The organism is Sphingobium sp. CFD-2, from assembly GCF_024611135.1.
Lineage (GTDB): Bacteria > Pseudomonadota > Alphaproteobacteria > Sphingomonadales > Sphingomonadaceae > Sphingobium > Sphingobium fuliginis.
On record NZ_CP084405.1, the window covers coordinates 738,324 to 763,109 of the forward strand.

At 63.6% G+C, this 24,786-nt stretch carries 17 protein-coding genes; 10 read left to right on the forward strand and 7 right to left on the reverse strand.

Annotation, left to right across the window (positions count from 1 at the left end; genetic code table 11):
• Nucleotides 1-118 precede the first annotated feature (118 nt).
• Nucleotides 119-883 carry a response regulator transcription factor gene (locus LDB29_RS03495; protein WP_025549241.1) on the reverse strand — a complete coding sequence of 255 codons (765 nt, stop codon included), beginning with the start codon at nucleotides 881-883 and terminating at the stop codon, nucleotides 119-121.
• 613 nt (nucleotides 884-1,496) lie between these two features.
• On the opposite strand from LDB29_RS03495, the gene LDB29_RS03500 reads away from it, so the two are divergent.
• From LDB29_RS03500 to LDB29_RS03525, 6 genes are all read left to right on the forward strand, one after another.
• On the forward strand, nucleotides 1,497-7,055 hold the full coding sequence (locus tag LDB29_RS03500) for an Ig-like domain-containing protein (RefSeq protein WP_257556138.1): 5,559 nt from the start codon (nucleotides 1,497-1,499) through the stop codon (nucleotides 7,053-7,055).
• Between the two features lie 91 nt (nucleotides 7,056-7,146).
• Entirely contained in the window at nucleotides 7,147-8,469 is a 1,323-nt protein-coding gene (locus LDB29_RS03505; protein WP_257556139.1) for a TolC family protein, read from the forward strand.
• Nucleotides 8,462-10,621 carry a type I secretion system permease/ATPase gene (locus LDB29_RS03510; protein ID WP_025549239.1) on the forward strand — a complete coding sequence of 720 codons (2,160 nt, stop codon included), beginning with the start codon at nucleotides 8,462-8,464 and terminating at the stop codon, nucleotides 10,619-10,621. Before LDB29_RS03505 ends, LDB29_RS03510 begins: the two co-directional genes overlap by 8 nt.
• Complete coding sequence (locus LDB29_RS03515; protein WP_037482550.1) at nucleotides 10,618-11,820, forward strand: HlyD family type I secretion periplasmic adaptor subunit; 1,203 nt, start codon at nucleotides 10,618-10,620, stop codon at nucleotides 11,818-11,820. The genes LDB29_RS03510 and LDB29_RS03515 overlap by 4 nt, the downstream gene beginning before the upstream one ends.
• A gap of 233 nt (nucleotides 11,821-12,053) precedes the next feature.
• Nucleotides 12,054-13,463 (forward strand): porin, encoded by a 1,410-nt coding sequence (locus LDB29_RS03520; RefSeq protein ID WP_025549236.1) that lies wholly within the window; start codon nucleotides 12,054-12,056, stop codon nucleotides 13,461-13,463.
• Between the two features lie 92 nt (nucleotides 13,464-13,555).
• The gene (locus LDB29_RS03525; RefSeq protein WP_025552332.1) at nucleotides 13,556-14,380 is read left to right on the forward strand and encodes an IS5 family transposase; all 825 of its coding nucleotides are present in this window, start codon (nucleotides 13,556-13,558) and stop codon (nucleotides 14,378-14,380) included.
• A 268-nt stretch (nucleotides 14,381-14,648) separates the two neighbouring features.
• On the opposite strand, the gene LDB29_RS03530 is transcribed toward LDB29_RS03525, so the two are convergent.
• The 6 genes from LDB29_RS03530 to LDB29_RS03555 form a co-directional block, all read right to left on the reverse strand.
• The gene (locus LDB29_RS03530) at nucleotides 14,649-15,392 is read right to left on the reverse strand and encodes a hypothetical protein (RefSeq protein ID WP_257556143.1); all 744 of its coding nucleotides are present in this window, start codon (nucleotides 15,390-15,392) and stop codon (nucleotides 14,649-14,651) included.
• A 98-nt stretch (nucleotides 15,393-15,490) separates the two neighbouring features.
• Nucleotides 15,491-16,258, reverse strand: a complete 768-nt coding sequence (gene istB / locus LDB29_RS03535) for an IS21-like element helper ATPase IstB (RefSeq protein WP_054944222.1) — start codon at nucleotides 16,256-16,258, stop codon at nucleotides 15,491-15,493.
• The gene (istA, locus tag LDB29_RS03540) at nucleotides 16,255-17,751 is read right to left on the reverse strand and encodes an IS21 family transposase (RefSeq protein ID WP_082430708.1); all 1,497 of its coding nucleotides are present in this window, start codon (nucleotides 17,749-17,751) and stop codon (nucleotides 16,255-16,257) included. The genes istB and istA overlap by 4 nt, the downstream gene beginning before the upstream one ends.
• A 96-nt stretch (nucleotides 17,752-17,847) precedes the next feature.
• Complete coding sequence (locus LDB29_RS03545) at nucleotides 17,848-18,063, reverse strand: hypothetical protein (RefSeq protein WP_257556145.1); 216 nt, start codon at nucleotides 18,061-18,063, stop codon at nucleotides 17,848-17,850.
• A complete protein-coding gene (locus tag LDB29_RS03550) occupies nucleotides 18,060-18,263 on the reverse strand; it encodes a DUF2892 domain-containing protein (protein WP_021246224.1) in 204 nt (67 codons plus the stop codon). Before LDB29_RS03550 ends, LDB29_RS03545 begins: the two co-directional genes overlap by 4 nt.
• Nucleotides 18,264-18,303: 40 nt before the next feature.
• Nucleotides 18,304-19,584: an NAD(P)/FAD-dependent oxidoreductase gene (locus LDB29_RS03555; protein ID WP_031291854.1), complete on the reverse strand. Its 1,281-nt coding sequence runs from the start codon at nucleotides 19,582-19,584 to the stop codon at nucleotides 18,304-18,306.
• Nucleotides 19,585-19,667: 83 nt separating this feature from the next.
• Here LDB29_RS03555 and LDB29_RS03560 point away from each other — a divergent pair, with 83 nt between their 5' ends.
• From LDB29_RS03560 to LDB29_RS03575, 4 genes are read left to right on the forward strand one after another with little or no spacing between them, the layout of a single operon-like run.
• The gene (locus LDB29_RS03560) at nucleotides 19,668-20,006 is read left to right on the forward strand and encodes a rhodanese-like domain-containing protein (RefSeq protein WP_021246226.1); all 339 of its coding nucleotides are present in this window, start codon (nucleotides 19,668-19,670) and stop codon (nucleotides 20,004-20,006) included.
• A 39-nt stretch (nucleotides 20,007-20,045) separates the two neighbouring features.
• Nucleotides 20,046-21,095, forward strand: a complete 1,050-nt coding sequence (locus LDB29_RS03565) for an efflux RND transporter periplasmic adaptor subunit (protein WP_021246227.1) — start codon at nucleotides 20,046-20,048, stop codon at nucleotides 21,093-21,095.
• Nucleotides 21,092-24,298 carry an efflux RND transporter permease subunit gene (locus LDB29_RS03570; protein ID WP_070157485.1) on the forward strand — a complete coding sequence of 1,069 codons (3,207 nt, stop codon included), beginning with the start codon at nucleotides 21,092-21,094 and terminating at the stop codon, nucleotides 24,296-24,298. Before LDB29_RS03565 ends, LDB29_RS03570 begins: the two co-directional genes overlap by 4 nt.
• Entirely contained in the window at nucleotides 24,295-24,618 is a 324-nt protein-coding gene (locus LDB29_RS03575; RefSeq protein ID WP_021246229.1) for a metalloregulator ArsR/SmtB family transcription factor, read from the forward strand. The genes LDB29_RS03570 and LDB29_RS03575 overlap by 4 nt, the downstream gene beginning before the upstream one ends.
• Nucleotides 24,619-24,786: the final 168 nt, after the last annotated feature.

Consider the following 24,786-nt stretch of genomic DNA (forward strand, 5'->3'; position numbering starts at 1 on the left):
CCGTCAGGGCTGAATGTCGATTGGCTCTAAGGCATTGCCGCAACAGGGGCGGCTCTGACGGCCGTCCCTGTCGTGCATCGATCATGCCGGCGCAGAGCGATGGATCGCAAGATTGCGATCACCTGTCGTCGGTCCGGAGAACATAGCCGTTTGCTGTCCTGTCGGCAGGGGCCTGAAGCTGGGCTGCCCTGGATGCCGTCACGGCGCCGACGAAGACATATCCGATGCCGCGGGCCGAACGCAGCGGCAGGGACCGTCCGGTTTCGCGCTCGACCTTGGCGCGCAGCTTGGAGATCAGGACGTCCAGCGCCCGCATGTTTCCGGCGCTTCTGCGGGCATGAAGATGTTGCGCGAGCTGTTCGCGGGGCTGCTCGATGCCGGGATTGTGCATCAGCCGGCTGAGCACGGCGAATTCGGACGTCGACAGGTTTATGCCTTCGTCACTGGGCGCGATGAGGCGCCAGTGCACATGGTCGAGCGTCCAACTGTCATTTTCCTCATCCACACGGGGCGGATGCCGTCCGGCTGCCGCAAAACGCGACATGTTGCGGAGGATGGCCAGCAGTTCGGCCATGTCGAGCGGTTTGGCCAGGACGTGATCGGCTCCCAGTGACAGGGCGAGAAGACGATCGTCCCTGGCCGTCCGCTCGGAAAGAAGGATGATGCCCACCGGAGTCGCGGCGCGGAGAGATTGTATGAGCGAGAGCGTCCGGCTCCAGCCGTCATGATCGTCGACGATCGCCACGTCTACGGAGGCCGCCGCCATCTGCGGCAAGATGCGGTCGCGGGTCATGTGATGCGACAGCGCGATCGAATGCGCCTCCAATTCCTCGCCGAGCAGTTCGGCCAAAGTCGCGTCCTGGGTGAAGCTGGCCACGCTCATGAGCGTTTCTCTGGATGGAGTGCTGCATGCCTCATCCCTGGCTAGAGTGAACGCGCGATGGTCGAAGCGCTTGTTCACGCGAAACTCCCTCCAAACTCCTTTTGGGCATCATGACGGGAAAACCGGCATGTCTGTCCGATTTGTGATTTTGCATTGTTTTACAGCAAGTTTTGTCTTTCGCCTACGGGAAAAACCGCCCCTCATTCCGCCTTGGCAGAGCTGTTGCGAGATGTGCGATCCTGGCTCCGCCACATTTTTGTTTGGTACTCGCGATGGCGGGTGTGCGGGTTTTCAAGCGCAACATTGCCGACGGCTACATTCCGAACTTGCCGTAAATGTAAGAGAAAATCTTGATTACCTGACCATCTCACTAAAACTATAGTAAATAAATTGGAAAAATTGTTATAATATTTCAATATCGAATTTATATAAATAAAAATGAATATGTATAAGGCAATATCTTGAATATAATGCTGAAAAATAAACATATGGTCAATTTTGTAAATAAAAAATAACAGTAAGTAATATTAAGTAACATAAAAGTTTTTACTCAACTGTGGTGGAACTTTCTATTATCTTTGGAATTCGACCTTCTCTGCAAGGGAGGTAGTCCATGGACAAGCGCATCGACATCACCGTTCGTCAGACGGGTGCGACCCAAACCCACGTCGTTCAGCAACAAAATGCCGTGATCCAGGCCCAGGGCGGCTCAGCGATCAAGGTGACGGCTGCGCGCAGCGAGGTGACGGCGATGCGGCGTGAAGGGGATGATCTGATCCTGCATTTTGCCGACGGTACGGCGGTCCGGCTGGAGGGTTATTTCAATTGTCCGCCGGGAGACATTGCCGACCTTATTTTCCTCGAACCAGGCAATGGGCAGCAGTGGCTGACCGATCTGGGCAGCGAAGCCTGCTATCTGCCCACCGACACGACCACCGAAGCCCTGAGCTATTCCTTCGCCCCCGCAGGCGCTGCGGGGGGCCTGAGCGGCGGCCTGCTGGCGGGATTGGGGGCGGTGGCCGCCGGCATCGGCGTCGCGGCTGCTGCTGGCGGCGGCGGTGGTGGTGGGGGTGGGTCGGATGGCGGGACGGCTGTGGATAGCACGCCCCCGGCAGCGCCGACCGTGGCGCCGACAAATGGCCGTAGCTTGTCGGGCTCTGCGGAAGCGGGTTCGACGGTGCGCATCGACGTCAATGGCGACGGCTCGGTCGATGCGACGGCTACCGCTGACAATGCCGGCCGGTGGAGCTATACGCCGGCCACGCCCATCGGCGATGGTGTGACGGTGCGGGTTACGGCAGTGGATGCGGCGGGCAATGCGTCGCCATCGACCAGCGTGACGGTGGACGCGGCCGCTCCGCCGGCGCCGGTGATCAATCCCAGCAACGGCACGGCGCTCGGCGGTACGGCTGAGGCAGGGGCCACGATCGGGCTGGATCTGGATGGCGACGGCGACGTCGATGCGACGACCACGGCCGATGCGTCCGGTAACTGGAACTATACGCCTTCGACGCCGATTCCAGATGGGACGACGGTGACGGCCGTTGCGACCGATGCGGTGGGAAACAGCTCCGCGCCCGCCAGCATCGACATTGACGCCGTGCCCCCCGCCGCTCCGCTCGTCGATCCGAGCAACGGGACCGAATTGACCGGAACGGCGGAGCCCGGCGCGACTGTCGGCATCGATAGCGATGGCGACGGCACTATCGACACGACGGTTCCTGTCGATGACCAAGGCAATTGGAGCCATGTGCCGGCGACACCCATTGCCGACGGCACGACGGTGGAGGTCGTTGCGACCGATCCGTCCGGCAACACATCGTCCCCTGCGACGGTCGTGGTCGACGCCACTGCGCCTGCGATCCCCGTGGTGGGCAATGTAGTCGACGATGTCGGCACGACGACCGGCCCTGTCGCCAATGGGGGCAGCACGGATGATACGACGCCGACGCTGTCGGGAAGCGGAGTAGAGGCGAACGCCATCGTCTCTGTCTATGACGGCGGCGCCTTGCTTGGGACAGTCGTTGCAGACACCTCCGGCAACTGGAACTTCACGCCCACCACGCCACTGTTGGAAGGGACGCACAGCTTCACCGTCACGGCGACGGATGGGACGGGCAATGTCAGCGCGGCGTCCGCCGCCTATGTCCTGACCGTCGACACCAGCGCCCCGGCTGCGCCGCTGCTCGCGCCTACCGACGGGACGACGGTTTCGGGCTCGGCGGAGGGCGGGGCGACCATCGATCTCGACACGGATGGCGACGGCCTGTCCGATGCGACGACGGTCGCGGACGCATCGGGTGACTGGAGCATCACCTTGGCTTCGCCGCTGGCGAACGGTACGGTGATCAGCGCCATCGCCACGGATGCGGCTGGCAACAGCTCCACGCCCGATACGGTGACCGTCGATACCGGACTCGACACTACGCCCCCCGCCATTCCGACCATCGGCGCCGTAGCCGACGATGTCGGCGCGATCCTTGGCGCTGTCGCCAATGGCGGCAGCACGGATGACATGACGCCAACGTTGTCGGGAACCGGCGTCGAAGCGAATGCCATCGTCTCCGTTTACGACGGCGGCACGCTGCTGGGCACGGCCGCGGTGGACGGTTCGGGCAACTGGAACTTCACCCCCACCGCGCCGCTGGGTGAGGGAACGCATAGCCTGACCGTCACAGCAACCGACGCGGCGGGCAATGTCAGCGCGGCATCGGCCGCCTATGTCCTGACCGTCGATACCAGTGCTCCGGCAACGCCTGTGCTTGCCCCGACCGACGGCACGACAATATCGGGCACTGCGGAGGCTGGAGCGACCATCGCTCTGGATACCGACGGTGACGGCATATCCGACGAGACGACGACGGTGGACGCATCGGGCGATTGGAGCATTACGCCGGCATCGCCGTTCGCAAATGGAACGGTGGTGACCGCCATCGCTATCGATGCGGCAGGCAACAGCTCCACCCCCGATACGGTGACCGCCGATACAGGTCTGGATACGACTCCTCCAGCCATTCCCGGAATTGGCGGCGTAGCCGATGATGTCGGCGCGATCCTGGGCCCCATCGCCAATGGCGGCAGCACGGATGACACGGTTCCGACCCTCTCGGGAACGGGCGTAGAGGCGAATGCCATTGTCTCCGTCTACGACGGCAGCACCTTGCTGGGCACGACGAGCGCGGACGGTTCGGGCAACTGGAGCTTCGCGCCCACCGCGCCGCTGGGCGAGGGGACGCACAGCTTCACCGTCACGGCGACCGACGCGGCAGGCAATGTCAGCGCGGCGTCTGCCGCCTATGTGCTGACCGTCGACACCAGCGCTCCGGCCGCGCCGATTCTGGCTCCGTCCGACGGAACCACGCTATCGGGTATCGCGGAAGCCGGCGCGATCATCGACCTCGACACCGATGGCGATGGCGTGTTCGATGAGACCACGACCGCGGACGCCTCGGGCGATTGGAGCATCACCCTGGCTTCCCCGCTGGCGAATGGAACGGTCGTCAACGCGATTGCGACCGATGCTGCGGGCAATAGCTCGCTTGCCGGTGCAGTGACCGTCAATACCGGCCTCGACACCACGCCGCCTGCGGTGCCGTCGATAGCGGCGGTGGCCGACGATGCCGGGTCGATCCTCGGCCCTGTCGCCAATGGCGGGATCACGGACGATGCGACGCCTACCCTGTCGGGACTCGGGGTCGAGGCGAATGCCATTATTTCGGTCTATGACGGCAGCACCCTGCTGGGCACGGCGACGTCGGACGCTTTGGGCAATTGGAGCTTCACGCCGACCACGCCGCTGGGTGCGGGTTCGCACAGCTTCACCGTCACGGCCACGGATGCGGCGGGGAATGAGAGCGCGGCTTCAGCGGCCTATGCCTTGACCGTCGATACCGTCGCCTCCATTCCGACGATCACCGGCATGACCGACAATGCGGGTTCGGTCCTTGGCGGCGTGATCTCGGGCGGAACGACTGACGACACCACGCCCACTCTCTCCGGAACCGGCGCAGAGGCGAACGCAAGCATCTCGATCTACGACGGCAATATCCTGCTGGGTACGGCGACGGCGGATGCTTCGGGCAATTGGAGCTTCACGCCGACCACGCCGCTGGGCGAGGGCTTGCACAGCTTCACCGCCACGGCGACCGATGCGGCGGGCAATGTCAGCCTCGCTTCGGCGGCCTATGCGGTCACGATAGACCTGACCGTGCCGCCCGTGCCGACGATCACCGGGGCCAGCGACAATGCCGGTTCGATCCTAGGCGGCGTGATTTCGGGAGGGTCGACCGACGACACGACGCCGACCCTTTCCGGAACCGGTGCGGAAGCGAACGGGACCGTTTCGGTCTATGACGGCAGCACCCTGCTGGGCACGGCGACGGCGGACGTTTCGGGCAACTGGAATTTCACGCCCACCGCTCCGCTGGGCGAGGGGCCGCACAGCTTCACCGCCGTTGGCGTCGACGCAGCAGGCAATGCCAGCATTGCCTCGACGCCTTATGCGCTGACGATAGACCTCACCGTCCCGGCCGCGCCGACGATTACCGGCGTCAGCGACAATGTGGGCTCGGTGCTGGGCGCGGTGGCTCTGGGAGGGGCGACGGACGACACGACGCCGACCATTTCGGGAACAGGCGCGGAGGCGAACGCCAACGTTTCCGTCTATGATGGCGGCACGCTGCTGGGCACCGCAACGGCGGATGGATCGGGCAACTGGAATTTTACGCCGACAACGCCCTTGGGCAATGGACCGCACAGCTTCACCGCCGTCGTGACGGATGCCGTGGGCAATGCGGGCCTGGCGTCGGCGCCCTATGCCATAGCCATCGATACCGTCGCCCCGACCGCCACGGTCGCGATCACGGCCCTGCGCGACGACACGCAGGTGGTGGGCGACTGGGCCACCGACGATACGTCCCCGACCATCACAGGCACGCTGAGCGCACCGCTGGCCGGCGGGGAGCGGGTCGAGGTCAGCCTGGATGGCGGCGCCACCTGGACGCAGGCGGCGACCAGCGGCACCAGCTGGTCCTACGGTCCCGGCACGCTCGGCGCCGGCGGCCATGTGGTGAACGTGCGCGTCGTGGATGCGGTCGGTAATGTGGGCTCCACGGCCGCCCAGCCGATCACCATCACGAACGTCAACGACGCGCCCATCGTCCTGGCATCGGACAGCAGCCTGCTGGGGCTTGTCAGTGCGGAAGCCCTGGGCCTGCTCGACATCGGCAGCCAGGCCTTCGTGGCGATCGATCCGGAGAACAGCCTGCAAAGCGTCGTGCTGGACTTTACGCCCCTGCTGACCGTCGGCACGCAGGTCTTCACCGTGTCGCAGGATCTGGCGACCGAACTCGGCCTTGCGGTCAACGTCAACAACCAGTTCGTGACCGTGCTGGGGACGCCCGTCTCCACCATCTCCTCGACCATGACTATAACGGCGCTGGATGGCGGGCCGATCGACAATATGGCCATCAACGAATTGCTGAGGGCGGTGCATTTCAATTCACCGCTTGGTCTCAACGTGAACCTGCTGTCAGGCATCAGCATCACGGCGACCGATACGGCCGGCGCGTCGCGGACGGACAATGCGGCCAGTCTGCTCGACGCCAATCTGCTCAACACCCTGCTTGGCGGCAGCAGCGATCCGACCATTTTGGAGGGCACGGCCGGCGTCAACATATTGACCGGCACCGCCGCCAATGAGCATCTCTACGGCTATGGCGGCGCCGATATTCTCCAGGGCGGCGGCGGCAACGACATATTGCGTGGCGGCGCCGGCGCCGACACATTGGACGGCGGCACCGGGAACGACATATTGCTGTTCGACGCGGCCGATACGCTGATCGACGGCGGGGCGGGCGCTGATGCGCTGCTCGTCCGCGGCGACAGCAGCGTGTCGCTGAACCTCGATGCGGCGACCAATATCCGCAATATGGAACGGATCGACCTGGGCGTGGGCGACACCGGACACAGCCTCACCTTGACGGAGGCCGGCATCATCCAGGCGACGGATGCGAACCGGCAACTCATCATCACGGGCGAGAATAACGACAGCGTGACCATGACCGGTGCGGTCCATGTCGGCCAGGCGCTGGTCGATAATCACGCCTATGAGCAATATAGTCTGGGAACCACGACCGTGCTCATCGAAGATCCCGTGCTGGTGGTGGTTTGATGCCGTCACCTGCCAGAGGGCAGGGGCGGGAGAGGGGCCACTGATGCGGAAGCGGAAAGGGATTTTCCCGCCCTCGGCCGGGAAGATTCTCATGCTCCTTGGCTTTGCCCTGGCGGAAGCGCTCCATGCCGGTGCCGCTTCCGCCGCGCCCGCCGATCCCGTCGCCGATCCCCCTCCAGCCCATGGCAGCAGGATCGGCCTTGCCGATGCGGTAGGGCTGACGCTTGCCCGCCATCCCGATCTCGCCCGCGCCCGCGCCACATTGGCCCGGGGGCGGGCCGATCTGGGGGCGGCGCGCAGCCTGTGGACGCCGCAGCTTTCCTATCAGGCGAACCTAGGGCCCAATATGCTGTCGGGCAAAAGCGGCTCCGGCCTCAACGACAATATGGCGGGGCCCAGCCTGACGCTCAACCAGCTTGCCTGGGACTTCGGCCGGACGAAGGGAGAGATCGGCTATGCCCGTTCGACCGAGAAGCAGCGCCGGTTCGAACTGGAATCGGCGGCCGACCAGTTGGCGGAGACAGGCGCGCTCGCCTATCTCGACGTGAAGCGGTTCGAGCTGCTGGAACTCGAAACCGCAAAGCATGTCCAGTCGCTGGAGCATCTCCAGATGCTGATCCAGTTGCGGGTGGATGCCGGGCTTTCCGATCGTTCCGACCTGTTGCTGGCCGATGTGCGGGTGGAAAGCGCCCGCGGCGACCAGATCCAGGCCGGATCGTCGCTGACGGCGGCCAAGGTGACGCTGGCCAATCTGATCGGCGTCATGCCGGAGGCCTATGACGATCCGGCGCAGGCGATCGAACGGTTCGCGTCCCATGACGGGGAGCCTGATTTCGCCACATTGCCTGCCGTGGCCGCCGCCGAACAGGCCGAACAGGCGGCATCGGCGCGGGTAGGGCAGGCGCGGGCCGAGCGCTTCCCGCGCCTTGGCATCCAGCTTGGCTACAGCCGTAACAATTATACCTACAACAACAGGGACGACGCCTTTTCCGCCATGGTGACGGTGACCGGCGACCTGGTTCGCCGGTCCAACCGTTATGCCGTGAAGGCGGCCGAGGAAGACCGTCGCGCAGCGCAGGCGACGAAGGAGTCGACGATCCTCGACATCCGCGGCCGGGCCCTCGCCGCGCGGGAGCAGATCAGGGGCGGTTATCTGCGCATCCGGGCCTATCGCCGCCAGGAACAGCAGGCCGTCGATGCCAGCGCGATCTTCCTGGAGGAATATAAGCTCGGCAAGCGCAGCCTCACTGAACTGCTGAATGCCGAACTGGAAATCTACCGCGCGGCGAGCGCCAGGATCGCGGCGGAATACGACATATTGGGTGCGCGGGTCCAATATGAGAATGTCTTCGGCCAGCTTCGGCAATCGCTTGGCCTGCCCTCCAGCATGACACAGGACGATGGCGATGGCTGATCGGGAAATCGGCGCAGGACGCAATTGGATCGCGGCCATCGTCGCGCTTGCCGGCCTGAAAGGGATAGGGTTGACGGAGGCGGAGCTGACCGGCCGGCTGGCATGGTCCGGCCATGAGGGCGACCCGCGCGACGAATTGCGGCAGGCGGCCCGGCTGTCCGGAATCCAGCTCGACCTGATCGATGTCCGGCCTGACGAGGTGCCGGACATGATGCTGCCGGCCCTGTTCGAAATGCGCGAAGGGGTGGTTGCCGTCCTCCACCGGCGCGGCGCCGACAGCGTCCTGTTTTCGGTACCCGGATTGTCGGGCCAGACCATGCTCGAAATCCCGCGCGCCGAATTTGCGGAGAAGGCGACGGGCCGCGCCGGTTTGGTGGAGGCGCTTTCGACCAGGGCGCGTGATGCGCGTATCGACGCCTTCCTGCGCAAAAGCAGGCGGTCCTGGTTCTGGGACACGGTGCTCAGCGACCGGCGCGGCTATGGGGAGATCGTGCTTGCCTCGCTTTTCGGCAATCTGCTGACCTTCGGCACGTCGCTCTTCGCCATGCAGGTATGGGACCGCGTCATTCCCGCCCGGTCGATCCCCACGCTTTGGGTGCTTGCGCTGGGGACGCTGATGGCGCTGCTGCTCGAACTGCTGCTGCGCACCTCCCGGGTGGTGGTGGTGGACCGGATCGGACGGCGGGCCGACCTTGCGATCTCCTCCAGGATATTCGCCCGCGCGCTCGACATCCGCAACGATGCGCGGCCCAAGTCGACCGGCGCCTTCATCGCCCAGTTGCGCGACATAGAGCAGATCCGGGAACTGCTGACCTCCACCACCGTGTCCGCGCTGGTCGACCTGCCCTTCATCATCCTCTTCCTGGCGCTGTTCACCATGCTGGCGGGGCCGCTGACCTTCGTGCTGGTGGCGGCGCTCATCCTCATCGTCGTGCCGGGGCTTCTCCTGCAAATTCCCCTTGGGCGGCTGGCGAAGGAGGGCATGCGGGAAGCCGCGCTGCGCAACGCCATGCTCGTGGAATCCATAGAGCGCATCGACGAGATCAAGACCGCGCAGGCCGAGCCGCGCTTCCAGTCCCTATGGGAACGGTTCACCGTGACCGGCGCCCGCGTCGGGGCGGAGCAGCGCTTCTTCGCCGCCCTGTTTTCCAACTGGTCCCAGACCCTGCAGCAGCTTGCCTATACGGCGGTGGTCGTCGCGGGGGCCTATCGGGTGATGGACGGCGACATGACCATGGGCGCGCTCATCGCCTGTTCCATCCTCACCAGCCGCGCGCTGGTGCTGTTCGTGCCGCTGGGGCAGGTCTTCACCCGCTGGCAGAGCGCGAAGGTCGCCATCGGCGCGCTCAACGACATCATGGAAAAGCCCGTGGATCATGATCCCGAAGCGGGGCTCCTCCGCCGCACCCTGTTGCGCGGCAATTATGAGATCGAAAATCTCCTCTATGCCTATGACGCGGAATCGCCGGCGGTATTGAGGGTCGACCGGCTCTCGATCCGGCAGGGGGAACGGATCGCCCTGCTGGGCAAGATCGGCGCGGGCAAGTCGACATTGCTTCGCCAGCTTTCGGGGCTGGCGCGGCCGACCTCCGGCAAGCTGTTGCTCGACGGCACGAGCATGGCGCTGATCAACCCGGCCGACATTCGCAGGGAAACCGGCTATCTGGGGCAGGGCGCGCAACTGTTCCTGGGCACCATACGCGAGAACCTGCTGGTCGGCGCTCCCCATGCCAGCGACGAGGATATAGTGGCGGCGCTGGCCGTCACGGGTGGCCTGCCGCTCGTCCAGAACCAGTCTCAGGGTCTCGACCTCCTGTTGCAGGAGGGCGGCGCAGGCCTTTCGGGCGGCCAGCGCCAGACGCTGCTGCTTGCCCGCACCTTGCTGCGCAAGGGCAATATCCTGCTGCTGGACGAGCCATCCGCGCCGCTGGACGAGAATAGCGAGCGGCATCTGGTGCGCGAACTCAGCCAATGGCTGGGGGACCGCACGCTGATCGTCACGACCAACCGGTCGGGACTGCTCGGGCTGGTCGATCGCATCATCGTGATAGAGCGCGGTGCGGTGGTCATGGACGGCCCCAGGGACAAGGTGATCGCCACGCTGGCCGGGCCCAGGGCCGGCGCCCGCGTCACGGGAGGGGCACAGGCATGACGACGCAAACGAAGACGGCGTCCCCCCTGCTGCGCGATGCGGCAGGGAAGGAGAGCGACTGGCTAGCCTTCGCGGAGAAGCTGAGGGTCATTCCCATCATTTCCCTGGGCGTGACGGCCTTTCTGGTCTGGGCGTGGTTCGGCACGCTGGACGAAGTCGCGGTCGGTCCCGGCAAGGTCACGCCTCCGTCGCGTTCCCAGGTCATCCAGAGCCTGGAAGGCGGCATCGTCGACGGCATCTTCGTCCATGAAGGGGACATCGTCCAGCCGCGCCAGAAGCTGGCGACGCTCGACCGCGCGCGGTTCAGTTCCACCTTGGGCGAGTCCGTCGCCAAGGCGCGCTCGCTGGAGGCCGCGGCAGCCCGGCTGGAGGCGGAGATCACCGGCGGAGAGCCCCGGTTCGGCGCGGAGGTCCGCCAGACTCCGGGACTGGTCGAGCGGGAGATGGAACTGCTCCGTTCCCGGCGCCAGAATCTTCAGGTCGCCACGGCCAGCCTGCGGGAATCGCTCGCGCTCGTCCGCCGTCAGCTTCAGATGACCACGCCACTGGTCGAATTGGGCGCGGCCAACAAGGTCGAGGTCATCCAGCTCCAGCGGCAGGAAAATGAACTGCAGGCCAAGCTCGATTCCCTGCGCAACCAGTTCATCATCGAGGCCAATGACGATTATGCGAAGACCAAGGCCGAACTGGAAGTGGTCGATCAGGTGATGAGCGGCCGGCGCGATCAGTTGAACCGCACTATCTTGACCTCTCCGGTGCGGGGGATCGTCAAGAATCTGGAGGTGACGACCATTGGCGGTGTGCTCCAGCCCGGCGGTTCGCTGATGGAGATCGTGCCGCTGGAGGACAAGCTGCTCATCGAAGCGCGCATCAGCCCGCGCGACATCGCCTTCATTCGTCCGGGGTTGCCTGCGACGGTCAAGATCACCGCCTATGATCCGTCCATCTACGGTACGCTGGACGGCACGGTCGACCGCATCTCCCCCGACACCTTGCAGGATGAGGTCAATCGCGATCAGGTCTTCTACCGCGTCTATGTCCGCACCCGGCATTCCAGCCTGCGGACCAAAGACGGCAAGGACCACGCCATCATGCCCGGCATGGTCGCGACGGTCGAAATCCGCACCGGCCGCAAGACCGTGCTCGATTATCTGATGAAGCCGATCAACAAGGCCAAGGAAGCCATGCGCGAGAGATAGGGTCGGAAAAAGGTCCTCCAAAAAACGGCGGCACATGCACTTTCCCGTCATCTGGCCCTGCTATCGAGAAGCGGGGAGCAGCCTGCCCGGACCTGCGCGGCAATGGTGCGGCCACCTGTCATCAAAATGAAATATTACTGTCATCCCATTGTCGCTGAAATGCCATAGCCGCCGCACCCAGTGGATACAGGGGGAGTCAGTCGGTGCCGGTGAAGATGTTCAAAAGCAGGGTTATGATGGTAAGCCTGCTGGCGCTGATGCCGGAGGTGGCGCACGCCCAGAGCAATGCGGAACTGCAACGCCAGATCGATGAACTGAAGGCGCAGGTGCAGGCGCTGACATCCGCGCTCGCCGCCAGCAGGTCCGCGCCCGCCGCCGCGGAGCCCGCTGCGGCCGTTCCTGTCTCTGCCGCTACGCCATCGGCCGCGCTGGCCAGTGCACCCGTCCAGCCGCCGGCCGCCGCGCCCGCATCGGCCCCGGAATCCAGGTCGAAGGCGTGGTACGAACGGCTCTCGCTTCGGGGCTATACCCAGATGCGCTACAATGCCTTTCTGTCGGGCGACGATAGCGCGCCTGCCGGCGTTTCCCGCCTTCGATCGGTCCATGACAGTTCGATCTCGGACCGGGGCAGCTTTTCGCTGCGTCGTGCGCGGCTGGTGCTTCAGGGCGACATTTCCGATCGCGTGTCGCTCTATCTTCAATCCGATTTCGCCACCGCGGTGAACAACCAGGCGGGGAGCGAGCGGCGGGAGGGCTTCGCTCAATTGCGGGACGCCTATGCCGACGTCTTCCTTGACAAGGGGAAGAGTTTCCGGCTGCGTTTCGGCCAGTCGAAGGTGCCTTTTGGCTGGGAGAATATGCAGTCCTCGTCCAACCGACTGACGCTCGATCGCAGCGATGCAATTAACAGCGCGGTACCCAGCGAGCGAGACCTTGGCATTGTCGGCTATTATACTCCATCTTCGGTGCAGAAGATCTGGGATCGGCTGTCGCATGACGGCCAGAAGCTGTTCGGCAATTACGGCGCATTCGGCATAGGCGCCTTTAACGGGCAGGGCACCAACAGGACGGAACAGAATCGGGGTCTGATGAAGGTCGCCTTCGCCACCTGGCCTTTCGAACTGGATGGCCTGGGCGAAGCCTTGGCCGGGCAGGTGTTCGAAATCGGCGGCTCTGCAATGATGAATGACGTGCAGCCCGAACTGCGCAGCGGCTCGGTCAGTTCCGTGGCCTATGATGACGATCGCCTCGGCATCCACGCCATGCTCTACCCGCAGCCCTTCGGTATCCAGGCAGAATGGAATTGGGGCAAGGGGCCGGAATATGATCGCGCCAGCCAATCCATCCTGACCAGGAAGCTGAACGGCGGTTATGTCCAGATGATGTACCGCATGCCTACGGACTCGATCGGTACGCTGATGCCCTATGGCCGCTGGCAATATTATCGCGGCGGGTGGAAGGCGGGCACGAATGCGCCGCGTCTGGAAACCGATGAATTGGAACTGGGCGTCGAATGGCAGCCGTGGAAAGCGCTGGAATTCACCCTTGCCTTCGCCCGAATGAAACGTGCCGAAGCCGACGAACGCCGTACAGGTCGTGCGGAAGGCAATCTTATCCGTACACAGGTGCAATGGAATTACTGAGAGCCTGAACCGGAATAGGATCTGAAAGAAAGGTGGGCGATATCAGCGACATGTGATTCAGTCGGAGTTGCGAGACACCGACGGAGTATCCCATGTGGACCGATACCACCCGCGCGCAGCATGCGCGCAAAGGGCTGCGTTTGCCAAGTGACACGACCGATGCCGAATGGCGTGTGCTGGAGCCGATGATGCCTGGCGATCTGCCGCTTGGTCGGCGTCGCAAATGGGATTGGCGCCAGCTTGTTGATGCTATGCTGTATCTTCTGCGAGGCGGGCTTCCGTGGCGGATGTTGCCGCCTGGGTTGTTTCCGCCCGCCACAACCGTTCAGCGGTGGTTTTATCGGTTTCGCGACATGGGATTGTGGCGGGCAATCAACCACAGGCTGGTGATGGTAGCGCGTGAACTGGAGGCCCGCGAGGCGAGCCCGAGCGCATGTATTATCGACAGCCAGTCGGTCAAAACGACGGAAAGCGGAGGGCCTCGCGGCTACGACGCGGGCAAGCGCATCAAGGGACGCAAGCGCCATATCCTCACAGACACTCTCGGTCTGTTGCTCGACGTGATCGTCCACACCGCTGACATTCAGGATCGGGATGGCGGGCCGCTGCTCCTGAAGCGAATACATCGGCGCTTCCCATGGCTGTCCCACATATTTGCCGATGGCGGTTATGCCGGGCCGAAATTCAGCAAGAAAGCCATGAAGACCGGCAACTGGACGATCGAGATCGTCAAACGGTCAGACACCGCCCGTGGCTTTCTCGTGTTGCCACGCCGTTGGGTCGTCGAACGAACATTGGCGTGGCTCAATCGTAATCGAAGGCTGGCGAAAGACTTTGAGCGCACGATTGAGAGCGCGATCGCGTGGATCTTCCTTGCTTCCGTTCAGTTCATCACTCGCAAAATCGCAAGGCTTTGATTTTACTTGCATTCCGATTCCGAGTCAGACTCTCAGTATGGCTGTCGATGCGCGGGGCCGCACGATGATCGAGCGGTACAGATTTCTCGATTGGCATAATATTTTGCTATGAAGATCATAGGGCTCCGTGGGTAGATTCCTAAAGGAACCTATTTACCCTATAAGTGCTGATGAGGCATACTTTGTATAAAGCAGGCATACTTTGTATAAAGCATTGCTACGACAAGTTGATGCCTCACGCTAAACTGTAGCATGGGGCATTATTTCTTTACAAAATTACGAGCGGAGGTTTGTTTCTTTTTCCTGGATTTTCGACCGTATCGCACCACCAGAGATTCAGTGCTTTAGCTCGGGACAGCGCCTGCTTGCTCTTCTTCACCTGTTTCGCACGGTTCATAGGTCCTACCAAAGCGTGCTCCAGCAAGTCGATGCCTACGCCATGTCCAAAATAGCCTTTGTCGACGGGGATTTGCGATAATAACTGAAGCAGCCCCAATTCGCAAAAATCGGGAGTTTCCCAACGTGTGTTTTTCAACTTCAACTCTGAGTAACTTGTTTGCCGCGATGCATGGGTGCGGTCCATTTTGATGAATGTGCGGATGGCGTCCTGAACCTCCGCGTCGGTCGGATTATCATATCTGACGCGATCAAATGTAAGACCGAGCCCGAGTTCAGCAGTCGCTGCTGTTTGACTTCGCCTTGGCCGCTTCGGGGTTGGCTCAGAGAAATCGGTTAGCCCGATCGTTAAGCTCCCCACGGCAGGCAAGTAGAAGAATTTTTCGTCTCCATTTGGTGATGGAGCCGGGATCACGCAAATTTTCGCAACGGAGTGTGGAGCGAAGCCATCCTGCCGCTTAGCTGCTTTGATGACCTCTGGCCTATCCAGTCTCCCTTGATCACTCGGACTTCCTAAGCTGGGGAGAAAATCGACGGAAAGTTCAATCGTGCTGATTTCTCCCCTCCGGTTCATGGTGACGCAACGGCTGTCAACGGCGGAGTAAAAGTCGGCCATTGGGCGGCGCAAAATCAGGCCGGGTGATCCGTGTGCTGGCGAGCGCCGCGAGGGCGTAGCCCGAGTGGGGGTCGCCAACACACGGATGGTCTTTTCTGTCAGGGGTTGGAGCGTGCCTTGCGCGCCTGGCTTTGGGCCAGACGATAGCTCTCTCCGTTCATCTCGAGTATGGAGACGTGGTGGGTAAGCCGGTCGAGGAGCGCGCCTGTCAGGCGCTCGGAGCCGAACGTTTCGGTCCACTCGTCGAACGGCAAGTTGCTGGTGATCAGCGTCGAGCCGCGCTCGTAACGCTGCGAGATCAGCTCGAACAGCAGTTCCGCGCCGGTTTTCGAGAGCGGCACGAACCCCAGTTCATCGATGATGAGGAGCTTGTATCCGGCCATTTGCTTGTGGAGGCGCAGAAGGCGGCGTTCGTCGCGTGCCTCCATCATCGCGCTGACCAGCGCGGACGCGGTGGTGAAGCCGACCGTCAGGCCCTTCTGGCAGGCGGCAAGGCCGAGGCCGATCGCCACATGGGTCTTGCCGGTTCCCGAGGGACCAAGGGCTATGACGTTCTCGCGGCGGTTGATCCAGTCGCAGCGTGCCAGTTCCAGCACCTGCATCTTGTTGAGCTTGGGGATCGCGGCAAAGTCGAAGCTGTCGAGGCTCTTGGCGGCCGGGAACTTCGCAGCCTTGATCCGGCGCTCGACCATCCGGCGTTCCCGGTCGATCAGCTCCAGTTCGACAAGCCGGGCAAGGTAGCGGACGTGATCTGCGCCCTCGGCCGCGCATCGCCGGGCCAGCTTGTCATGCTCGCGCAGGAAGGTTGGTAGCTTGAGCGTCTTGAGGTGGCTGGCCAGTAACAGCTCGGGGGACGGACTGCTCATGCCGCATCCTTCGCATCGCCCGAGAGCAACTGCATGTAGGAGCGCGCCGATGTCGTCTCCACCCTGGCTCTGGGCAGATAGGGATAGATCGCCATGTCCAATCGGGGTGGTCGGCGCTCCACCCGGCACAGCAGGAGATGCTTCACGGCATCAAAGCCGATCGCCCCGATATCGAGAGCCTGCTTTACGGCCGCATGCAGATCGGCAAGCGTGAAGCTCTCCAGCAGACGCAGCACCTGCACATACTCGCGCCGACCATGCTTGCCCATACGAGCTTCCATGAGGCGGCGCAGCGTTGCAAACGCTTCGGGCAGGTGCCAGCCTTGCAGGGGCGCTGCCTGATCGAGCGCATTGATCTTCTGTTCGATCAGGGGAAGGTAATGGATGGGATCGAAGATCACGTCCTCGCGCTCGTAGCTGCGCACATGACGGGCAATGACCTCGCCCCGGCAGCCGATCACCACCTCGCCGACATAGCCCCGGATCCATACCTCCTGATGGCCGAAGCGCACCGGCACCGAGTAATCATTGGTCCGGTAACGCACCAGCGCCTGCGACGAGACCTGGCCGCTGGTCTGGTCACAAGCCTCGAACGGGGCAGCCGGCAGTTCCTGCATCGCCGCCAGATCGCGCTTCAGCCTCTCGCCGATCGTCTCGCTCTCGCCCCGCAGCCGGTCGTTCTGACGCTTGCGGCATTGCTCCTCGAGCCACAGGTTGAACGCCTCCCACGTCGCGAACCGGGGGATCGGCACCATGAAGTTGCGGCGAGCATAACCGACCAGCCCTTCAACACTGCCTTTGTCGTTCCCCCTGCCGGGACGGCCGTAACGATCGCGGATCAGGTAATGCGACAGGAAGCCGCTGAACAGCCGGGCGCGCTGCCTCGTGCCGTCGGGCAGGATCTTCGAGACCAGGCAGCGGTCGTTATCGTAGACGATCGACAGCGGCACCGCGCCGAAAAACGCGAAGGCGTGCACGTGGCCGTCCATCCATGCCTCGGCAACGGCAGCGGGATAGGCGCGCACGTAGCAGGCGTCGCTGTGCGGTAGATCGAGCACGAAGAAATGCGCCTTCTGCACAACACCGCCGATCTCGACCATGGCCTCACCAAAATCTGCCTGGGCATGGCCGGGCGCATGCGCCAGCGGCACGAACATCTCCCGGCTGCGCTGCTCGCGCTGTCGGATGTAATCCTTGATGATCGTGTAGCCGCCGGTGAAACCGTGCTCTTCGCGAAGGCGGTCAAATACCCGCTTCGCCGTATGACGCTGCTTGCGCGGAACCTGACGGTCACCATCAAGCCATGCATCGATGATCGGAACGAACGCTTCCAGCTTGGGCCGCCGCACCGCCGCCGTCCGGCGGTAACCGGGGGGCTCCGAATACGACAGCATCTTGCGGACCGTGTCGCGCGATACGTTGAAATGCTTCGCCGCCTCACGCTGGCTCATGCCGCCCGCGCAAGCAAGACGCACCTTCAGGTAAAGATCCACGGTATATATCTCCACGCCCTCCCTGCTCGCGCAAAGAAGGCAAAGTGGACGACTTTTACGCCGCCCGCAGCAGCACTTCGCCGCCGCCACCGTGGTCTAATTTTGCACCGCCGTTCTCAGCAGACCCTGGCCGCGCGCTTCCCTGATCCGGGCGTCGGCCGCATCGGCATCGGCCCCCGCCGCCTCGATTTCCGGCGCGTGGTTCACGGCGGCCGCAATGGCTTCTTCAAGCGTCGTTGCCTGCGCGGGCATGGCGACACTCGCCAGCAGGCCGGCGAGCAGGGGGAGGGGGATCGTCCGCCTGAGCGTCATTTGAAGGCGGTTCCCGGACGGACGCCGAACGCCTTGAACACCATCGCAGCCGGGCAGAAACCAGTGAAGCTTGCCTGAAGCATATTGAGGCCGGCAAAGGCGGTGAGCGCGATCCACCAGGGATGCACGGTCAGCGACAGGACGACGCCGAGCAGTACGACACAACCGGCGAACGCCATCACGGCACGATCGAGAGTCATCAGTCTCACTCCTTCGCTTGGGAAACCTGAAGCCGGGGCATCAGAAACGCAGCTTGCGGATGCCCATCGCGTGCATGGCGAGCTTTTCGTAGAAGGGCTCGCTCTCGCCCTTGCGGACCTTGCGCAGGAAATATTTCTCAAAGCCGACCTTGGCCAGATGGACCCATTTGCCGCTGGACGACCAGTTGACGTTGCGCGGCGGGATCTGCGGCTGGGCGACGAAGGCGACGCCTCCGTCGCCAAAATCGGCGAGACACACCGCGTTCCACGTCGCTTCCGCCGTCGGCTCCTGGCCGTCGAGAATCAGCGAGAGATTGGCGGCGATCGCCGTGACCATGGATTCGATCATGAAACCGGTCTTGGGCACGCCCACCGGAACCGGCGTCGGGCCGGTCGGCGGGATGGCGACACAGACACCGAGCGCGAAGATCTCGGGGAAGGCCGGGTTGCGCTGGTGCTTGTCGACGATGATGAAGCCGCGCGGATTGGTCAGCCCTTCGATATTGCTCACCGCGGGCACGCCCCGGAACGCGGGGAGCATCATCGAGAAGCCGAAGGGCAGGTCGTGCGTCTTCTTCACCGCGCCGTCCTCGCCGACTTCCTCGACGTGCATGACGCCGGGTTCGACACTGGTCACGCGCGCATTGGTGATCCACTTGATATGCCGGTCTCGCAGCTCGCTTTCGAGCAGCGACTTGGTATCGCCGACGCCGTCGAGCCCAAGGTGTCCGATATAGGGTTCGGGCGTCACATAGATCATCGGCACCTTGTCGCGGATCTTGCGCTTGCGCAGTTCGGTGTCGAGGATCATCGCGAATTCGTAGGCCGGGCCGTAGCAGGACGCGCCCTGCACCGCGCCGACGACGATCGGGCCGGGATTTTGTGCAAAGGCATCGAACGCATCGGCGGCGGCTGAGGCGTGGGCCGTCTGGCAGATGGAGACGGTATGGCCGCCATGCGGACCCAGCCCCTCGATCTCGTCGAACGCGAGTTCCGGGCCGGTGGAAATTACAAGATAATCGTAATTGATGGATGAGCCGTCATTGAGTTCGAGCCGCTTTTCACCGGCATGCAGCCGTTTCGCGCCGACCGAGGTGAAGCCGATCTTCTTTTTGGCGAACACGGGAGGGAGGTGGACCTGAATGGCTTCGGGCTCGCGCCAGCGCACGGCGACCCAGGGATTGGACGGGATGAAGCTGTAGGTGTCGCTATCGGATACCGTCATCACGTCGGCGCGGTCCTTGAGGGCGGCCTTGATCTCATAGGAGGCGATCGTGCCTCCCAGACCCGCGCCCAGCACCACGATCAAAGGCTTGCCCATCTGCGATCCTTCCATGTCTCAATGGCATTGACGAATATCATCATTACACGTTATATGCAAATAACAAAGTTGAGGAAGCTGCCATGTTCGGATTCAAGAAACGTGATGCCCACCGTGAGATCGGCCCCGCCGAGCTGGACGCCATGCTGAAGGGCGGCAAGGCGCTCCTGATCGACGTGCGCGAGACAGGCGAGTTCGCCGCCGGTCACATACTGGGCGCAATAAACATGCCGCTGTCGGGCTTTTCACCTCGTAACATCCCTGATCCCAAGGGCCGGACTGTCGTGCTGCAATGCGCGGGCGGAAAGCGCTCGGGCCAGGCGCTCGATCAATGCGCGGCGGCGCAGAGCGCGATCGACACCCACCTTGCTGGCGGGATCGGTGCGTGGAAAGACGCCGGCTTCCCGGTCGTTGGTGATTGAGAGCCTGAAAGAGAACCAAAAAAGAGGGGTATCGGCGGCATGATGAGCGGCAGGGGCAAGTGGCTCTGGTTGGCGGGCGCCGCGCTGGCGCTGTCGGCATGCGGGAGCAAGCCGGAGCAGGAACAGGCGGCGGCGACGCTACCCGCCGGGGAAACCCTGCGGCTCGCCGCAACCGAAATCCCGGACATGAAGATGGTCGGCGCGGAGATCGCCACGCGCGACCAGGCCGAAGTGCTCGCCCGCATCCCCGGTATCCTCACGTCGCTTTCCGTCCGTGCCGGAGACACGGTGCACAAGGGGCAGCGGATCGGCATGATCGTCGATTCGCGGCTCGGTTATGAGACAAGCGCCTATGGTGCGCAGGTTGCCGCCGCTCAGGCCGAAGCCGCGCGCGCCAATGCCGATCTCGCGCGCATTCGCGATCTCTATGGACAAGGCGTCTATGCCAAGGCGCGCCTGGATCAGGCCGTTGCGGCCGCGCGCGCGGCCGATGCGCAGGTTGCTGCCGCTCGGGCGCAGCAGGGCGCAAGCGTCAGCGTCGCGGGGCAGGGGGCGGTGATCGCCCCGGCGAGCGGGCGGGTGCTTCGCGCCGATATTCCTGCCGGATCGCCGGTGGCGCCGGGCATGTCGATCGCGACGGTTACCGCGGGGCCGCCGGTGCTGCGGTTGATGCTGCCGGAGTCGGTTGCCGGACAGGTCCATCCCGGTGCGCGCGTGATCGTCAATGAAGCGGATATGCCGTCCGGGCAGCGCGAAGGCAGCGTGACGCAGGTCTATCCCGCGATCACCGGAGGCCAGGTTCGCGTTGATGCTACTCTGTCCGGCCTTTCCACCCAATTTATCGGCCGCCGCGTGAGCGCGTCGGTCGAGATCGGCACGCGCAAGGCGCTGGTCGTGCCGCGCGCATTCGTCACCACGCGCTATGGTATGGATCAGGTGCAGATCGTCGCGAAGGGCAAGCGGCTCAGCATGGTGCCGGTCCAGATCGCGCCGACGGCAGATCCCGCCCTGGTCGAGATATTGAGCGGCGCGGCCGCCGGCGACGCGCTGTTCGCCCCCGGTAAGCCCGCCAAGGCTCCGCGGCCATGAATCTCGGCGTTTCCGGTCGCCTCACCAGGGCCACTATCGCTTCACCCCTGACCCCGCTGTTCCTGCTCGCGGCGATTGCCGTTGGTCTGCTGGCTCTTCTTTCCATCCCTCGGGAGGAAGAGCCGCAGATCAGCGTGCCGATGGTCGACATCCAGGTGATGGCGCCGGGCCTTTCCGCCGCCGACGCGACCGAGCTGGTCGGCATTCCCCTCGAAACCATCGTCAAGAGCGTCGATGGCGTGGAGCATGTCTATACTCAGGCGCAGGACGATGGCGTGATGGTGACGGCGCGCTTCCTCGTGGGATCGAACCCCGAGGACGCGGCGATCCGCATCGAGGAAAAGCTGCGCGCCAATTGGGACAGGAAACCGGTCGGCATTCCCGATCCCAAGGTGACGGTGCGCGGCATCAATGATGTTCCGGCCGTCGTTCTGACCCTTGCCCCCAAGCCCGGCGCGGCAGGGCAGTGGAACGATGCCAGCCTCTACGAACTCGCCGCGAAGCTGCGCACCGAGATCGCCAAGGTCGACAATGTCGGGATCAGCTTCCTCGTCGGTGGCCGCCCCGAGGAAATCCGCATTGCGCCCGATCCGGCCAGGCTGCGCCAGTATGGCGTGCCGCTGGGGAGCGTGATCGAGGCCGCGAGCCAGGCCAATCGGTCCTTTCCGCTGGGTAATATCCGCGAGGACGGCAAGGCGGTCGGCGTCACGGCGGGCCGCACCCTGTCATCGGCGCAGGAGGTCGGACTTCTGACCGTGCGCTCTGCCTCCGGCTCTCCCGTCTATCTGCGCGACGTTGCCAGCGTAACGCAGGGGCCGCGCGAGGATCAGGCGCGGGCGTGGCGCTGGGCGAAGGAGGAAAACGGCAAGTGGAATAGCGCCCCCGCTGTCAGCATCGCCTTCGCCAAGCGCGCCGGGGCCAATGCCGTGGTCGTCTCCGATGCCATCCTCGAGCGTGTCGAGAGCCTGAAAGGCAAGCTGATCCCCGATGACGTCACGGTCGCCGTCACCCGCAACTATGGCGAGACGGCGAACGAGAAGGCCAACGAACTGCTGTTCCACCTCGCGCTGGCGACCGTCTCCATCGTCGTGCTGATTGGGTTCGCGATCGGTTGGCGCGAGGCGGGCGTGACCGCCGTGGTCATTCCGACGACGATCCTGCTGACCATGTTCGCCTCGAACCTCATGGGCTATACGATCAACCGCGTCAGCCTGTTCGCGCTGATCTTCTCGATAGGCATTCTCGTCGACGACGCGATCGTCATGATCGAGAATATCGCCCGGCATTGGGCGATGGACGATGATCGCAGCCGCACCCAGGCAGCGATCGAGGCGGTGGCCGAGGTCGGCAACCCCACTGTGGTGGCGACGCTGACCGTGGTCGCCGCGCTGCTGCCGATGCTGTTCGTTTCCGGTCTGATGGGGCCCTATATGGCCCCGATTCCGGTCAACGCCTCGGCGGCGATGATCTTTTCCTTCTTCGTAGCGGTCGTGATCGCCCCGTGGCTGATGATCCGTTTCGCTAGGCAGACGCTCGAAAAGGGGCATGGCCATGATGAAAGCGGCGGCAGGCTGGGGCAGCTCTATGCCCGCGTCGCGCACCGCGTGATCGATACGAAGAAGTCCGCCCGCAATTTTCTGATCGCGGTGGGCGTGGCGACGCTGGTTGCCTGCTCGATGTTCTACTTCAAGGCCGTGACCGTGAAGCTGCTGCCCTTCGACAACAAGTCGGAGGTCCAGGTCGTGGTCGACATGCCCGAAGGCACCGCGCTCGAAGGTACGGGCCGCGTGCTGGAAGATATCGCCGGCGTGGTGCGGGGCTTGCCCGAAGCGACGGCAATGGAGGCCTATGTCGGCACGTCCGCGCCGTTCAACTTCAACGGCCTTGTCCGCCATTATTTCCTGCGCTCGCAGCCCGAGCAGGGCGATGTGATGGTGACGCTGCTGCCCAAGGGGGATCGCAGCCGGTCCAGCCATCAGATTGCGCTCGACCTGCGCCAGCGGCTGAAGGCGCTGCGCTTGCCCAATGGCGCATCTATCAAGGTGGTCGAGACGCCTCCAGGCCCGCCCGTCCTCGCGACCCTGCTGGCCGAGGTTTATGGCCCCGACGAAGTCACGCGCCAGAAGACAGCGACCGAGCTGGAAAAGATCTTCCGGTCCATCCCCTTCATCGTCGACGTGGACAACAGCTTCGGCGAGGCGCGCCCGAAGCTCCGCCTCGACGTGCAGCGCGACCGGCTCGATTATTACGGCCTTTCACAGCGGCAGGTCGCCGACAGCATCGGTATGCTCATGGGGAGTCAGACTGTCGGCTACGCGCCGCGCGGCGATGGCCGCAGCCCACTCCCGATCACCATCGCGCTGGAACAGAAGGACCGGAGCTGGACGCAGGCCCTGTCGAGTACGCCGGTTGCACAGACGCCGGGCGGTCAGCTTATCGACCTCGGCGCCGTGGTCGAAGCCCGCACCGCGGCGGGCAGTCCCGCGATCTTCCGCCGCGACGGCCGCTATGCCGACATGGTCACGGCAGAACTGGCCGGAGCCTATGAAGCGCCGATCTACGGCATGATCGAAGTGAACCGCGCGGTCGATGCCTATGACTGGGCGGCGAAGGGCCTGCGGAAGCCGGAGATACGTCTCAATGGTCAGCCCGGGGACGAAAGCGTGCCGTCCCTGCTCTGGGACGGCGAATGGGAAATCACCTGGGTTACGTTCCGTGACATGGGCGGCGCCTTCATGGTCGCGCTGCTGGCCATCTACATCATCGTCGTCGCGCAGTTCAAAAGCTTCCGTCTGCCGCTCGTGATCCTGACACCCGTGCCGCTCACCCTGGTCGGGATCGTCATCGGCCACATGCTGTTCCGCGCGCCGTTCACGGCGACCTCGATGATCGGGTTCATCGCGCTTGCCGGCATCATCGTGCGCAACTCGATCCTGCTGGTCGACTTTATCCGCCATTCGGCCACGCCGGACAAATCGCTGCGCGACGTGCTGCTGGAAGCCGGCACGATCCGGTTCAAGCCGATCGTCCTCACGGCCGCCGCGGCGATGATTGGCGCGGCCGTGATCCTGACCGATCCGATCTTTCAGGGATTGGCGATCTCGCTGCTGTTCGGCCTTGCGTCCTCGACGCTGCTGACCGTGCTGGTTATTCCGGCCATTTACATCGTGCTTCGAGATGATGGGAAACCCGCGACCAGATGATGCCCCTTGATACGCCCCTTGCGCAACTCGCCCAGCACGCCGCCCATGCGGCGAGTGTGCTGAAGCTGCTCGCCAATGAACAGCGCCTGCTGATCTTGTGCCGGCTGACCCAGGGCGAGTTCTCCGTGAACGCGATGGTGGAACTGTGCGGGCAATCCCAGTCCAGCGTATCGCAACATCTTGGCAAGCTGCGTGAAGGCGGGCTGGTCAAGACTCGGCGCGAGGCGACGACGATCTATTACAGTCTGGCCGATGATGGCGTTCGCCAGTTGATCGACATGCTCTGCGATCGCTTCGGACCCGGCGCTGGACAATCCTGAGACATCCGGTCCAACGAGAATGACGCAGGATAGGCAGGCCCGTTCCGAGATACTGGCCGAGACCGCTTCGACATAGATTTTGAGAAGTGTTCAGGCACCGGGAGCGGGAAGGTGGTTTTCGGGCGTTGGTGGCCGCTTTGTCTCGACAGCGAAGTTTTGAGGGGAAGA